The organism is Pseudoduganella sp. HUAS MS19 (genome assembly GCF_053615455.1).
This window is the reverse complement of record NZ_CM132133.1, coordinates 1256830-1269828: the sequence shown is the minus strand read 5'-3', so window position 1 is coordinate 1269828 and position 12999 is coordinate 1256830. Positions and strand designations below refer to the sequence as shown.

Below are 12999 nucleotides of genomic sequence, written 5' to 3'. Positions count from 1 at the left end.
AAACGGCGGATTCAGGCCATCTGGCCGCCGGCATGGCGTTGTCCGAAAATACTGGCTTGCTCAATCGTACGCTGCGCCCAGGCGCGGTGCGTGGCTATTTCACACATCGAATCGTGCAACCGGAACACTGCCGGGCTGCTGGCGTCGAGGATAGCGCGCGCCGCTTCGATATCGTGCGGCTTGACCTGGTAGTGCCGCTCGATCAGGGTCACCTGCTCCGGATGGATGGCGGTCTTGCCGACCATGCCGTGCGCCAGGTCTTCGGCGACTTCCTCGTCCAGCAGCTCAGGCGCGTCGAGATGTTCGAATACCGGCGCCGTCAGCATGAAACCGTAGGGACGGAAACAGGTCACCAGGCGCGAGATCACGGCGCCCAGCGGCGTCTTGTAGATCGTCATATTGCGCGGGCGGCGCAGGCCGAGCAGCGCCAGCAGGTCGTTGCCGCCGATGCGCAGCGCCAGGATGCGCGCACGCACGCCCGGCGCTTCCAGCACCTTGCGCAATTTGCGCATCTCGGTCTCGTCGAACACTTCGGCCGTTTCCAGCGTCGGCATCAGCAGATGCGAGGTGTGCTTGACCAGCTTGAAATACTGGTTGAAGTTATGCCGCGTGACCTTCGGGATCACGAAGCCGGCCAGCTTGTCGGCGCCCGGCATGGCCAATACCTTCTGCAGCACCTCCGGGTCGCGCACGCGCACGAAACGCAGTGCCTTGACCTCGTCGACCATGTTCTGCAAGGTGATCGACAGGTTGAACAGTGCGTAGTGCAGGTCGCGGTCGGCCACCGCATCTTCCGTGCAGAAGATCAGCGAGCGGGTTCCGGCCAGCTTCTCGCCGTTGGCAATCGCCAGCAAGTCCTTATGGTTCGCCGGGACATACAGCGATGCGCCCATTGCCATGTGGTTAGCCATCCAGTCCGCTCCTAATCAGGGATACAGCTTGATACGGTAAATCGCCCTTCACGACCGTCGGCACGCCCTTTTCCCGGGCCAGCAGCACCAGGTGCTGCACGTCCGCCGCAGCCGGGTCGCGCAGCACCAGCAGGCGCGGCACGCGCCGCAGCAGCACGCGTGTCGCCTCGCCAATGCCAGGCTTGACCAGGTTGACGTCGCCGATGCCGTATTCGTCCATCGCTTGCGCGAGGTAGTCAGCCGATACCCGGGCCGCAAGCTCGCGGTCCACCGGCAGCGCCGCCGGCAGGCCTTGTTCGCGCACCTGTTCGGCGGCGGTGGCCACGATGCCTTCGACGAAGTCGCGCGACTGGTCGTGCGCCTCGAACTGGCCGTAGTACACGCAGCCATGGAAATCGTCGGCGCCGATCGCCTCGTTCAGCACCGAGCGGCTGACCAGGCCGGACACCGTCGCATTCAGGATGCTCGACGGGATCAGGTAGTCGGCGCAGGAGGCGGCGCAGGCAGCCGTGCCGGCCAGGTCGGCCAGCACGAACAGGCCGCGGTCGATGCTGCTGCCGTGCAGCGCGTTGAATTCGCCGACAAACTTGTCCAGTTCGCGCGAAATAACGCCCTTGCCGGTCCAGCCGTCGACAAACACGATGCTTTCAGGGGCGTGGCCGCGTGCCAGGATATGGCGCAGCGCCACGGCATCGATGCCGCGGTCGCGCACGATCGATACCGAATAGTGGTGCACGGTGCGCCCGAACTGCCCGGCCAGCAGGCGTTTCAGGATCACCCCGACCGGCGTGCCGGCGCGTGCCAGCGACACCAGTGTGATATCGCCGCTGCGCCGTTCTGCGATCAGTCCGGCCAGCACCAGGCAGTCGCGCGCCATCTGAACGCGGTTGGCGGCGTAAGCCTGCTGGTAGACCTGCAGGTAGCGTTCCGACGGCAGCGCCTCCGGCGACAGCATTTCGCTGTAGTGGCGCTGGCCCGACTGGATCAGGCGCTCCTTTTCCGAGACCTGCACAAAACCCTGCAGCGGCAGGGGCTTGAGCAGGAAGCGGACGTCGTCCGGGTGGTAGCTGCCGCTGAAATTCACAGCGCCTCCAGCGTCATCGATGAGAGCTGGGTGCCGCGCGGCACGATCGCATAGTCGCAGGCCGACATGAAGCGCGCATCGCTCTTGCTGTCGCCCATGCCGAAGCTGACCAGCGGCCCGAATTCCTCCTGCAGGCGGGCCAGCACATGGTGCACCCCGTGCGCCTTGTTCAACGTGTGCGGCAGCACCGCCAGGTTGTTGCCGTTGCGGTGCACATAATAATCGCGGCCGTCCGTCGCCAGCCATGGCAGCAGCACGTCCTGCTCCATCTGCGCCAGGCGGCTGCCGTCCTTGTTGGGGTCCTTGATGACGACATAGAACGGCACCGAGAAGTCTTCCACGATGCGGGCGCTGCCGCCTGCATTGCGTGCCGCATACTCGTCCAGCAGCGCGACGGCCTGCTGCAGCCCGGGCAGCGCCGCATGCGCGTCGCTGCGGCGCTGTTCCAGCCAGCCCCGGTCGAGCGCGCCACCAGGCTCCAGCACCACGCCGCCGTAATTCAGGATCGCATAGCTGGTCCAGTCGATCGCCACCCGGCGCAACGCGTCGTGGTTGCGCGCCGTGGTCGGCACCATCAGCATGCCGGACTGCGCATAGGACAGGAAAGCGCGCTGGCGCGGCGAGGTAAACGAGATCGGCGAGCCGTCCTTCAGGTAGGCGGCCGGCTCCAGCGCCACGCCCGGCTCGCACTTCTCGCGCGAGTTGAACAGCGTGTCGTCCAGGTCAACAAATAGGATGTTCTTCAACGTGGTGTTCCGACTTAAAGTGCAGCAGTTGCGCCCCCAGCAGGGCGGCCGTTTCGGTCAATGCCGGGTTGGCAGGCGTTTCGTGGCAGATGAACACGTGGTCGTACATGCCGGGCGCAACGTTATAAACAAAATTGGCGATGCCTTCCCCGTAATTGTCGGGGAAGGTCAGGGCATGGCCGATAGCGCCCCAGGTCAGGATGGGCGAACGGGTCGTCGACTGCACCACCACATCGATGCCCTGCTCCTGCAAGGCCCGGCCAAGCATAAAGGCCGGGTGCATGAATTCTCCGGTGCCCAGCACCAGCACCTTCTGCGTCGGCGCCACGCGTGCCGCCAGGCGCGCCACCAGGCCGGCCGGCAGGTCAAGCGCGGAGCTCAGGCCCAGGCGGCCAAAGCCGGCGGCCGCGCCGCGCTCGGCTTGCGGCTGGAACCGCTGCGCGGGAGTGCCGGCGTCGCGCAACTGGCCTACGGCAAACTGGAAGCCGCCTTCCAGGATGGCGCCATGGCTGACGGCGCAGCCAAAGCGGCCGGGCAGCGCCGCGCTGGCGGCGTCGCCCATGAAATTGGTGATGGTTGCCAGGTGGATGGCCTGGATGGCCGGGTTGAGCGCACGGACCGCCGCTGCCAGGTTGACGAAGGTGTTGCCGGTACTCGCTTCGTCGTCCACCAGCACCAGCGAACGCGCGGCAAGGAACAAGCGGCGCGCCTGCTCGCCTTGCGGCAAATGCAGGAACTGGCGCGGCGCGTGGCTGTGGGCTTCTTCGAACTCGATCAGCGGCAGCTCGCCGACCTGGTAGCGTGTGGTGTGCAGGAACAGCACTTCGCGCCCGGGATGCTGGCGCAGGTAGGCTTCGAACATGCCCTGCCCCAGCCCGATCGCGGTCTCCGCCATGGCGATGAACACAATCGGCCCGTCCGGCATGGCCGGCACCTGGCGCGCCATGCGCTGGTGGATATCGGCCATCAGCGAGGGCTTGACCGGCCAATGCTTGCCCAGCACCTTGCTGACGAACAGGAAGCCGCGCTTGGCGTTGGCGCGCGCGGCAAACCCCACCAGCTCGTCGACCGGCAACTGGCTGCGCTTGACGTCCAGCGTCAGGCTGCCGGTCGGCAGCTCGACGCCAATCACGGTGCCGTGGCCGCCGTCCATATACGGTGTGTTCATACGATTTCCACGGCCCGGTTCAATTCCGCTACGCGGATATTGGCGCGTACCGGCGGCACGCTGACCGCCTCGAAGCCGCGGTGGAAACCGCGCAGGGCCAGGTATGGCAGGTTGGGGCCGGCCACGCACGCCATGCCGATGCCGCCCGACATGCGCGGGTTGATCTCCAGCAGGCGCAGCTTACCTTGGTGCTCGCGGTACTGCACGTTGAAGACGCCGTTCAAGCCATAGGCGGCGGCCAGCTGGCGCGTCGCCTCCAGGATGGCGGCGGAGGTGTCGATGACCTGGCCATGGCCGGCCTGCTGCGCCTTGCGGCGCGGCACGGCGCACACCAGGCGGCCGTTGTCGCCGACGCAGTCGACGCTGTATTCGACGCCGTCCAGGTATTCCATCAGCAGCATGGGACGGAAGTCCTCGAGCTGCGCCAGCCCTTGCCGCAGTTCGGCCAGGCTGACATGATACTGGGCGCCAGCCATCAGCAGCTGGGCGCCGTTGCGCTGTTCATCCAGCACGCTGAAGCCGATGCCGTACACGCCCTTGGCCGGCTTGATGCACAGCTTGTCGAAGCGTGGCCGCAGACTGGCGTGGGCAGCGTCGAATTCGGCGCTGTCGCGGAAGGCAATGGTGACCGGCGGCGGCGCGTCCGGCAATTGCACCGTGTTGTAGAACGCTTCCTTGTCGTGCAGCAGTTCCAGCATGTCCTGGCTGGCAGCGCTCAATACGCGCGTGCCCTGCGCCAGGAAGCGCTGGCGCGCACCGCTGATTTCCGCGGCGGCGCGGCCGGGAATGAAAATGTCGACCGCATGCTCGCGGCAGAAGGCCAGGCACCAGGCCAGGTATTCCTCGCCATCGAGCCCGGTAGGCTCGACGAAAAAGCTGTGCGCTGCGCGGCCGGCAGCGGCGTGCGGATTGGGATTGCTGTAGATGATGTGATACTCGTCCGCCGCATCGGCCTCGCGAATGAGGCTGATGGCGGCGTGCACTGACGAATACGTCCTGTTGAACCAGACGCGCATAAAAGCCGGCAGGATTACAGGTGCGGAACGATTTGCGGCAGCAGTTCCTGGAAAGTACGGCCACGGCCTACTTCGCCGATCGCGTGCATCTTCCATTCGCCGCTGTGGCGGTACAGCTTGGCCATGATCTGCGCCGAGTGGTTGCCCAGCGTGGTCAGGTTGAAGCGGGCGATTTCCTGGCCATTGCTGCCGTTCAGCAGGCGGCAGGTCGCGTTGTCCACTTGCGAGAAGTCCTGGCCGGTGAAGCTGTTGACGGTGAAGACCAGGCTCTTGACGGTGGCCGGAACGCGGCTCAGGTCGACGATGATCTGTTCGTCGTCGCCGTCGCCTTCGCCGGTGCGGTTATCGCCGGTATGGTTGATCGAACCGTCGCGCGACTGCAGCTGGCGGAACCAGACCACGTCGACCGGCTGGCCCTGTTCATCGAACAGCAGGCAGGATGCATCCAGGTCGACTTCGACACTGCCGCCGCCGAAGCCGAACAGGCCTTTCTTCTTCACCGGGTCCCAGCCCAGGCCCATGACGACCTTGCTCAGCGAGGTACCAGCTTCTTTTTCCAGCGAGATTTTCTGGCCCTTGGTCAGATTAACACCCATTATCAACTCCTTGATTTTTAAAAGATTGGACTACTAAGGCCGCTTAGCGGTTTGGCGCCAGTTTCTGGCGCAGGTAATTCAGGTAGGCGTCGCGGTTGCGCGAGCAGATGTACACCTTGCCGGCGCCGGAAAAGCGCAGCACGATGCCTTCGCCGCTGGTCACGCTGTTGACGATGTTGCCGAAGAAGCCGCCGATGCCGCCGCCACCGCCACTGCCGCCGCCGGTGGTGACGGAGACTTCATAGCGCAGGGTGTTGTCCCAGCATACGACGTGCGAGTTATCGATGACCACGTCCTTGCCGGGCGCCACCTCCAGTTCGAACATCGAACCGAAGCCCGACACCACGATGCGGCCCTGGCCGGAAGTCTCCATCAGGAAGAAGCCACCGGACTGGGCGAACAGGGCATTGCCCAGGTTCTGGGTTACGGTCTTCATTTCGATGCCGGACGTGCCGGCGACGAAGGCGCCGTCGTTCAGCTTGTACTGGCGCGGACCGACGTCGATGATCTGCATCGCGCCCGGCAGGGTCGGCGACAACAGGCAGTCGCCGTCGCCGCGCACGGCTTCGATGTTTTGCTGGAAGAACGATTCGCCATTGGCCATGCGGCGCATGATCGATTGCATGACCCCGCCCTGCATCTTGCCGCGCAGGTCGAGGTTCTGTTCCATCATCACCATGGCATCGGATTCGCAGAAAATCTTCTCGCCCTTGCTCAGGCTAACGTGCAGGAAAGGGTCGATCTCGCCCGTGACTGTGAAATTCGGCATAAGTCTGTATATGGGTTAGGGAACGGCTTAATTCAAGAGGCCATTCTGGCGCGCCAGTTTCAGCCAGCCTGGATACTCCGCCATCAACATATCGTAAAGGGCGGTATCGTCGTGCTCGTCCGGCGAGCTGACGCAGAAAAAGTCGGCATTATCCACCAGGCGTCCATCGAGGTCGTCCAGTTTCTCCAGGAAGGGGAAATCGGAGTCGGCAAATGCCGCCAGCAGCTTGCTCCTGGACTTGCGGCCCTTGCCGATGCCCATGAACTGCCAGAAGATCGGCTCGCGGCTGGCCCAGCGCAACTGTTTTTCCGTCAGCGGTTTGTCGCTGGTCGAACCATCGGTGACGAACATGACGTAGACCGGCAGGTCGCGCTTGAGCGGAACGCTGCGTTCCCTGCCGTTGGAATCGGGGAAGTAATGGCGGCGCACAGCCTCCATCGCCACGCCGTAGCGGGTGTCGCCCTCCAGCGGGTGGGCGGCCAGGGCCTGGGCGATGTAGCTGGCGCAATTGGACAGCCCCATCGGCTGCGGCTGGTGCACCTCGCGCCCGAACAGGAAAACGTCGATTTCGCCGTCGTCGTCGAACTTGCAGCCCAGCGCCAGGATGCGTTCGGCAAAGCGCTGCACCAGGCCCTTGGCATACAAGGCGCTCATCGAGCCGGAGATGTCGAGCACCAGGCAGACCTTGGCGCGGTGCGTGGACAGGCCGGCCTTTTCCAGCGAAACGCCGGCCTTCTTGACCAGCGAAACCAGTTGCGGCGCCTCGCGCTCGATGCGCTTTTCCAGGTTGACGCGGGCTGCGCTGGGAGCAGCCTGCGGCGCGCCCGCCGGCTCGGCGACAGCGCCGCCGAAATGGCGCACCAGGGCATCCAGGCCGCCGTTGAAACCCTGGCCCACGGCCATGAAGCGCCATTGGCCATCCTTGCGGTACAACTCGCCCAGCATGACCGCCTTTTCCGACGCGAAATCGGCGCCGGTGTAGGCGAAGCGGGCAAACTCGCGGCCATCATGCAGCAGGCGCAGGTGGCCCGCCGCGGCCTGCGACATCACGCCTTCGCCGTCGACGCTGGCCGTGATCACCACGCGCTCGATCGACTGCGGGATGCGGTTGACGTCGAAGCCGAAACCGGCCACGTCGCCGGCCACCGGACTGACGGCGATGCCGCCGCACGGCGACTGCGGCTGGTTGAAGAACGTCATGTAACGTTCATCGGACAGCTTGCCATTGGCGTCCAGCCCGAAGCTGGCAAAGTCCAGCGCCAGGCCCTGGACCGACAGGCCAAGCTGGAAACTTCCGCCCGGCACTTCGCCGGCCAGGGGCAAACGCTGCCCCTTTGCTAGTTGCTGCATGTGTTCCTCCGACCGGGAATGTGCTGGGCGGTCAATCAGGCGTTGATGCCGAACGAGCGTGCCAGGGGGCCGAGGCCGCCCTTGAAGCCTTCGCCGCGCGCCTTGAACTTCCACTCCGCGCCATGGCGGTACAGCTCGCCGAAGATCATCGCGGTTTCGGTCGAACCGTCTTCCGACAGGTCGTAACGGGCGATCTCGGCGCCGCCGTCGCCATTCATGCAACGGATATAGGCCTTGCCGACCATGCCGAAGTTCTGGCGGCGCGACTCGGCTTCGTGGATGGTGGCGCAGAACGAAACCTTGTCGATTTCGGCTGGAACCAGGGTCAGGTCGATCGTGATCTTCTCGTCGTCGCCATCGCCGGCGCCGGTGGTGTTGTCGCCGGCGTGCACGACCGAACCCTCGGGCGATTTCAGCTGGTTATAGAAGATGAAGTCGCTGTCGTTGCGCGCCTTGCCATCGGCTTTCAGGAGGAAAGCGCTGCCGTCCAGGTCGAATGCCGAGCCGTCGGTCACGCGTGGATCCCAGCCCAGGCCGATGATGACCTTCTTCAGGCCGGGAGCTTCTTTGCTCAGGTTGACGTTGCCGCCTTTTTGCAGACTGATTGCCATCTATGACTCCTTAAATGTTTATTTCACTACAAGTGGTGGGGGTGCCGGCACTTAGCCGACGTTCACACCGTGGGTCGTTGCCAGCGCACCCAGGCCGCCGGCATAACCCTGGCCGACTGCCTTGAATTTCCATTCGCCGTTATGGCGGTAGATCTCGCCGAACACCATCGCCGTTTCGGTCGAATAGTCTTCCGACAGGTCGAAGCGGGCGATCTCGGCGCCGGTATCGCTGTTGACGATGCGCATGAAAGCGTCCTTCACCATGCCGAAATTCTGCTTGCGGTCGACCGCGTCATGGATCGTCACGGCCACCACCAGGCGCTGCACCTCTTCCGGCACCGCCGCCAGCTTGACCTTCAGCGCTTCATCGTCGCCATCGCCGGCGCCGGTCTTGTTGTCGCCGGTGTGCTCGACCGAGCCGCAGCTCGACTTCAGTTGATTATAGAAAATGAAGTCGTGATCGCCACGCACTTTACCATCCTGCTTCAGCATGAACAGGCTCGCGTCCAGGTCAAAGGCGGCGCCGTCGGTGCTGCGCACGTCCCAACCCAGGCCGATCAGCACATTCTGCAGCGCGGGGTCGGTCTTCGACAAGCTGATGTTGCCGCCTTTGGTCAAACTCAATGCCATCTTAATTCTCCTTAGTGTGCAGCCGGCGCATCGCCAGCCTCATTGCTTGCCATAACCTTCTTGTGCTTGATCGACGACCACAGCGATGCCACGATGAAGGCAACGCCGACCAGGCCGGTGAAGATCTCCGGAATATGGAACTTCATGCTCGCGAACATGATCAGCGCCAGGATGCCGATCGCGTAATGGGCGCCATGTTCGAGGTAGACGAATTCTTCCAGCGTGCCCTGGCGCACCAGGTAGACCGTCATCGAGCGCACGAACATGGCGCCGATGGCCAGGCCCAACATGATGATGACCACGTCGTTGGTGATGGCGAAGGCGCCGATCACGCCGTCAAAGGAGAAGGAGGCGTCCAGCACTTCCAGGTACAGGAAGCCGCCGATGCCGCCGCTCTTCACGGCCGCGCCGATATTGACGTCGGTCTCTTCCTCTTTTTCCAGCAGGCTGCTGATGAAGTCGACGCCGACATAGGTCAGCACGCCCCACACGCCGGCAATCAGCACGGCGAATTTTTTCGATTCATCCACCAGCGACAGGCTGGCCACGATCACGCCCAGCGCCACCATCACGGAAATCGAGCCGACCTTGCCGAAGGTCGCCAGCTTCTCTTCCACATGGCCCAGCCAGTGCAATTCCTTGTCTTCGTCCAGCAGGAAGTCCAGGAACACCAGCAGCAGGAACACGCCGCCAAAGGCTGCCACTTCCGCGTGGTGGGCGGTCAGGTGGCCAGAGAATTCCTTCGGATTGTCCAGCGCCAGGTTCCAGACCTCGGCCACGCCCAGGTCGGCGGCAGCCGCCACGATCACCAGGGGGAAGACCAGGCGCATGCCGAACACGGCAATCAGGATACCGACGGTCAGGAAGATGCGCTGCCAGAACGCGTCCCAGGTCTTCAGGACGGAGGCGTTGACCACCGCATTGTCAAACGAGAGCGAGACTTCCATGACGCCCAGGATCGCAGCGATGCTGCCGGCGGTCAGTGCGCCGGCGATGCCGCCATGCATATAGCCCCACCAGGCGGCCAGGCCCAGGCACAATGCTGTGACCAGGAAGGAAAAACGGAAATGCTTCATATAGCGTCCTTTAAGGGTTTGCGACCCGAGATCGAGTACTCAACGTTGCAATATTACTATATGATGTTGGCCAAAGAAACTAGCATTCCGCCATGCATAAAATGCAAGAAGGACAATTATGACGTCTTCCCGCCTTAACGTATATATCGCGCTCGACACTTCAGGCTCCATGCGCGGCGAACCGATCCAGGCTGTCAACGTGGGTCTGCAATCGATGCTGGCCTCGATGCGGCAAAACCCGATCGCGCTTGAGAGCGTACACCTGTCCATTATCACCTTCGACGCGAAAATCAACGAAGTGCTGCCGCTGACGCCCCTGCCCCAGGTGGCGCTGCCCCAGATCACCTGCCCCGAATCCGGTCCGACCTTCCTCGGCGAGGCCCTGATGTACGTTTGCGAGAAGGCGCAGCGCGAAGTGCGCACGGCCGAGGCGGCACAGACGGCCGACTGGCGGCCGCTGCTGTTCATCATGACTGACGGCAAGCCATCCGACACCATGGTGTTCAACGAGAGCATCGCCGTGGTCAAGGCCACGCATTTCGCCTCGGTGGTGGCCTGCGCTGCCGGCCCGAAGGCGGTGCCGGACCAGCTCAAGCAGCTGACCGACAAGGTGGTGAGCCTCGACACCATGGACAGCGCCAGTTTCTCCAGCTTCTTCCAGTGGGTCGGCGCCGCGGTTGCCGCCAATGGCGGCGGCAATGCCGCTCCCGACTTGCCGCCGCCGCCGGCGGAAGTCCACGTGGTATTCTGAATTCATTCCGTTCGAGGTCATCATGCGCCGCCTGCCTGTCTTTTTCCTGCTGGACGTTTCTGAATCGATGGTTGGCGACAACCTGCGGCAACTGCAGGAGGGCCTCGACCGCCTGGTCACCAAGCTGCGCACCGACCCGCACGCACTGGAAACCGTTTACCTGTCGACCATTGTATTCGCCGGCAAAGCGCGCACGCTGACGCCGCTGACCGAACTGGCGATGTTCTACCCGCCGCGCCTGCCCGCCGGTTCCGGCACTTCGCTGGGCGTCGCGCTGGACCACCTGATGAACGAAATCGACCGCGGCGTGACCAAGACCACGCCGCAGCGCAAGGGCGACTGGCGGCCGGTGGTGTACCTGATGACCGACGGCAAGCCGACCGACGATGTCTCCGAGGCGCTGCAGCGTTGGCGCGAGCACTACGCCAACCGCGTCACGCTGGTGGCCATCGGCATCGGCCAGCATGCCTCGCTGGACACGCTGCAGCAACTGACCAGCAATGTACTGCAACTGGACGTCCACACGGAAGAGGACTACCGCAAGTTCGTCGACTGGGTCACGCAGTCGGTGGTGGCGCAAAGCCGCAGCGTGGCCGACACCGGCAAGGGCGCGGTGAACCTGGCCAAGCTCGACGACTCCATCATGAAAAAGATCACCGACATCAGCAAGGCGGCGGTGGTCGATGAAGACCTGGTGGTGCTGACCGGACGCTGCCAAAACAACCGGCTGCCCTACATCCTGAAATACGAGCGGCTGCCGGAATTCGTCAACCCGGGCATCGGCATGAAGGTCGGCCTGTACAACCTGGTCGGCGTGCACGCGCTGGAAAAGGATTACTTCGAACTGTCCGACGAGCGCGCCCTGGCCCGCACCGTCAACACCGACTCCCTGATCGGCTCGCCCGGCTGCCCGCATTGCGGCAATCCGTACGGCTTTGCCATGTGCCGCTGCGGCCAGGTCATGTGCGTGCGCGGCGACGGTCCCGCCATTTGCCCGAGCTGCCAGCACGAGGGCTATTTCGGCAGTTCGGACGGCGATGGCTTCGAAGTTTCACGCTCACGCGGCTGAACGCGCCGTGCCGCACAGCACGACGCGCCTCCCGGGCGGCATCGGCTTCCGGCTGCAGAACGCACGCAGCGGCGAGACCTATGCCCAGTGCCTGCAGGCGGAACCGGACGCCGGCCGCGCCGTCGTCTTCGAGCGGATCGACATCGATCCGGGACTCGGCCTGGCTGCTGACCCGGCGAGCGGGCTGATCCATGGCACGCCCGGCGCACCCGGCCAGTACCAGCTCACCGTCCACTATCATTTCGCCGCCCAGGCCGCAGTCCGCCACCGCGCCAGCGTCGCCCTGGTCGTCGTGGCCAATCCGAAGGCAATGTGGAAGAACCTGCCATCCGATACCAGCGCCCCGTTCTGGAAGCCGGACGAACAAGGCAGCGCCGTGCACGGCGCCGGCCTGCGCACCATCGGGGCCAGCAAACGCGGCCGCTCACATGCGCATGCCGGACAATTCCGCGACGACGATTTCCGGACGGTACACCTGGAGCAGGCTGGCTGGCACATCGCCGTCGTGGCCGATGGCGCCGGCAGCGCCCGCTACTCACGGCGCGGCGCGGAGCTCATCTGCACATCAGCCGCGGCCGCCCTGCAACAATCGCTGGCCGGCGCTATCGGCCGGCGCATCGAGCAAGGCGTGTCCAGCCTGTACGGCGGGCAATCCGACAGCCCTGCCTTGCGGCAGGCGCTGCTCGAGGCGCTCGGCGATGCTGCGCGGCAGGCTTATTCAGCCATCCAGGATGAATGCAGCCACGGGCCGCTGCCGGCCGAGAACAAGGACTTCGCCAGCACGGCAATGATCGCACTGTGCCGGCGCTTCCCGTCCGGCACCCTGTGCGCCGCTTTCCAGGTGGGCGACGGCGCCGTCGCCGCCTATAGCGCGGCCGGGGGCGTTACCTTGCTGGGCGCGGCCGATGCGGGCGAGTATGCCGGGGAAACGCGCTTCCTGGGTGAAGATGCGCTCAGCCCGCCGGCCCTCGCAGCGCGCGTCAGGTTCACGCTGGCGGAAGACTTTACCGCCCTGCTGCTCATGACCGACGGCGTCTCGGAACCGCTGTTCGACAGCGACTCCGCCCTGGCCAGCAATGAATCCTGGCATGCCTTCTGGCACACGCTGGAACAGGAAGCCGGACTGTCCGATGCCGATGCCAGCGAACGGAAGCTGCTGTCCTGGCTGGACTTCTGGTCGACCGGACATCACGACGACCGCACCATTGTCATCATCTACTAG

14 protein-coding genes are annotated in these 12999 nt (G+C 64.3%); 3 read left to right on the top strand and 11 right to left on the bottom strand.

Annotation, left to right across the window (positions count from 1 at the left end; all coding sequences use genetic code 11):
* Nucleotides 1–11: 11 nt before the first annotated feature.
* From ACWBU6_RS05850 to ACWBU6_RS05800, 11 genes are read right to left on the bottom strand one after another with little or no spacing between them, the layout of a single operon-like run.
* A complete protein-coding gene (locus ACWBU6_RS05850) occupies nt 12–911 on the bottom strand; it encodes an HpcH/HpaI aldolase/citrate lyase family protein (RefSeq protein WP_452647893.1) in 900 nt (299 codons plus the stop codon).
* Nucleotides 904–1995: a cysteine protease StiP family protein gene (locus ACWBU6_RS05845; RefSeq protein WP_452647892.1), complete on the bottom strand. Its 1092-nt coding sequence runs from the start codon at nt 1993–1995 to the stop codon at nt 904–906. The genes ACWBU6_RS05850 and ACWBU6_RS05845 overlap by 8 nt, the downstream gene beginning before the upstream one ends.
* Entirely contained in the window at nt 1992–2741 is a 750-nt protein-coding gene (locus ACWBU6_RS05840; RefSeq protein ID WP_452647891.1) for a hypothetical protein, read from the bottom strand. Before ACWBU6_RS05840 ends, ACWBU6_RS05845 begins: the two co-directional genes overlap by 4 nt.
* Nucleotides 2719–3909 carry a phosphoribosyltransferase domain-containing protein gene (locus tag ACWBU6_RS05835; RefSeq protein WP_452647890.1) on the bottom strand — a complete coding sequence of 397 codons (1191 nt, stop codon included), beginning with the start codon at nt 3907–3909 and terminating at the stop codon, nt 2719–2721. The genes ACWBU6_RS05840 and ACWBU6_RS05835 overlap by 23 nt, the downstream gene beginning before the upstream one ends.
* A complete protein-coding gene (locus tag ACWBU6_RS05830; RefSeq protein WP_452647889.1) occupies nt 3906–4925 on the bottom strand; it encodes an ATP-grasp domain-containing protein in 1020 nt (339 codons plus the stop codon). The genes ACWBU6_RS05835 and ACWBU6_RS05830 overlap by 4 nt, the downstream gene beginning before the upstream one ends.
* Before the next feature lie 14 nt (nt 4926–4939).
* The gene (locus ACWBU6_RS05825; RefSeq protein WP_452647888.1) at nt 4940–5521 is read right to left on the bottom strand and encodes a TerD family protein; all 582 of its coding nucleotides are present in this window, start codon (nt 5519–5521) and stop codon (nt 4940–4942) included.
* Nucleotides 5522–5564: 43 nt separating this feature from the next.
* A complete protein-coding gene (locus ACWBU6_RS05820) occupies nt 5565–6290 on the bottom strand; it encodes a TIGR00266 family protein (protein ID WP_452647887.1) in 726 nt (241 codons plus the stop codon).
* A 27-nt stretch (nt 6291–6317) separates the two neighbouring features.
* Nucleotides 6318–7640, bottom strand: a complete 1323-nt coding sequence (locus ACWBU6_RS05815; RefSeq protein ID WP_452647886.1) for a VWA domain-containing protein — start codon at nt 7638–7640, stop codon at nt 6318–6320.
* 35 nt (nt 7641–7675) lie between these two features.
* Nucleotides 7676–8251, bottom strand: a complete 576-nt coding sequence (locus tag ACWBU6_RS05810; RefSeq protein WP_452647885.1) for a TerD family protein — start codon at nt 8249–8251, stop codon at nt 7676–7678.
* Nucleotides 8252–8302: 51 nt separating this feature from the next.
* Nucleotides 8303–8881, bottom strand: coding sequence for a TerD family protein (locus tag ACWBU6_RS05805; protein WP_452647884.1), 579 nt, complete (start codon nt 8879–8881; stop codon nt 8303–8305).
* 11 nt (nt 8882–8892) lie between these two features.
* Nucleotides 8893–9957, bottom strand: a complete 1065-nt coding sequence (locus ACWBU6_RS05800; RefSeq protein ID WP_452647883.1) for a DUF475 domain-containing protein — start codon at nt 9955–9957, stop codon at nt 8893–8895.
* A gap of 118 nt (nt 9958–10075) precedes the next feature.
* Here ACWBU6_RS05800 and ACWBU6_RS05795 point away from each other — a divergent pair, with 118 nt between their 5' ends.
* From ACWBU6_RS05795 to ACWBU6_RS05785, 3 genes are read left to right on the top strand one after another with little or no spacing between them, the layout of a single operon-like run.
* On the top strand, nt 10076–10708 hold the full coding sequence (locus tag ACWBU6_RS05795; protein WP_452647882.1) for a vWA domain-containing protein: 633 nt from the start codon (nt 10076–10078) through the stop codon (nt 10706–10708).
* A gap of 22 nt (nt 10709–10730) precedes the next feature.
* Nucleotides 10731–11777 carry a TerY-C metal binding domain-containing protein gene (locus ACWBU6_RS05790; protein ID WP_452647881.1) on the top strand — a complete coding sequence of 349 codons (1047 nt, stop codon included), beginning with the start codon at nt 10731–10733 and terminating at the stop codon, nt 11775–11777.
* Nucleotides 11746–12999: a PP2C family serine/threonine-protein phosphatase gene (locus tag ACWBU6_RS05785; protein ID WP_452647880.1), complete on the top strand. Its 1254-nt coding sequence runs from the start codon at nt 11746–11748 to the stop codon at nt 12997–12999. Before ACWBU6_RS05790 ends, ACWBU6_RS05785 begins: the two co-directional genes overlap by 32 nt.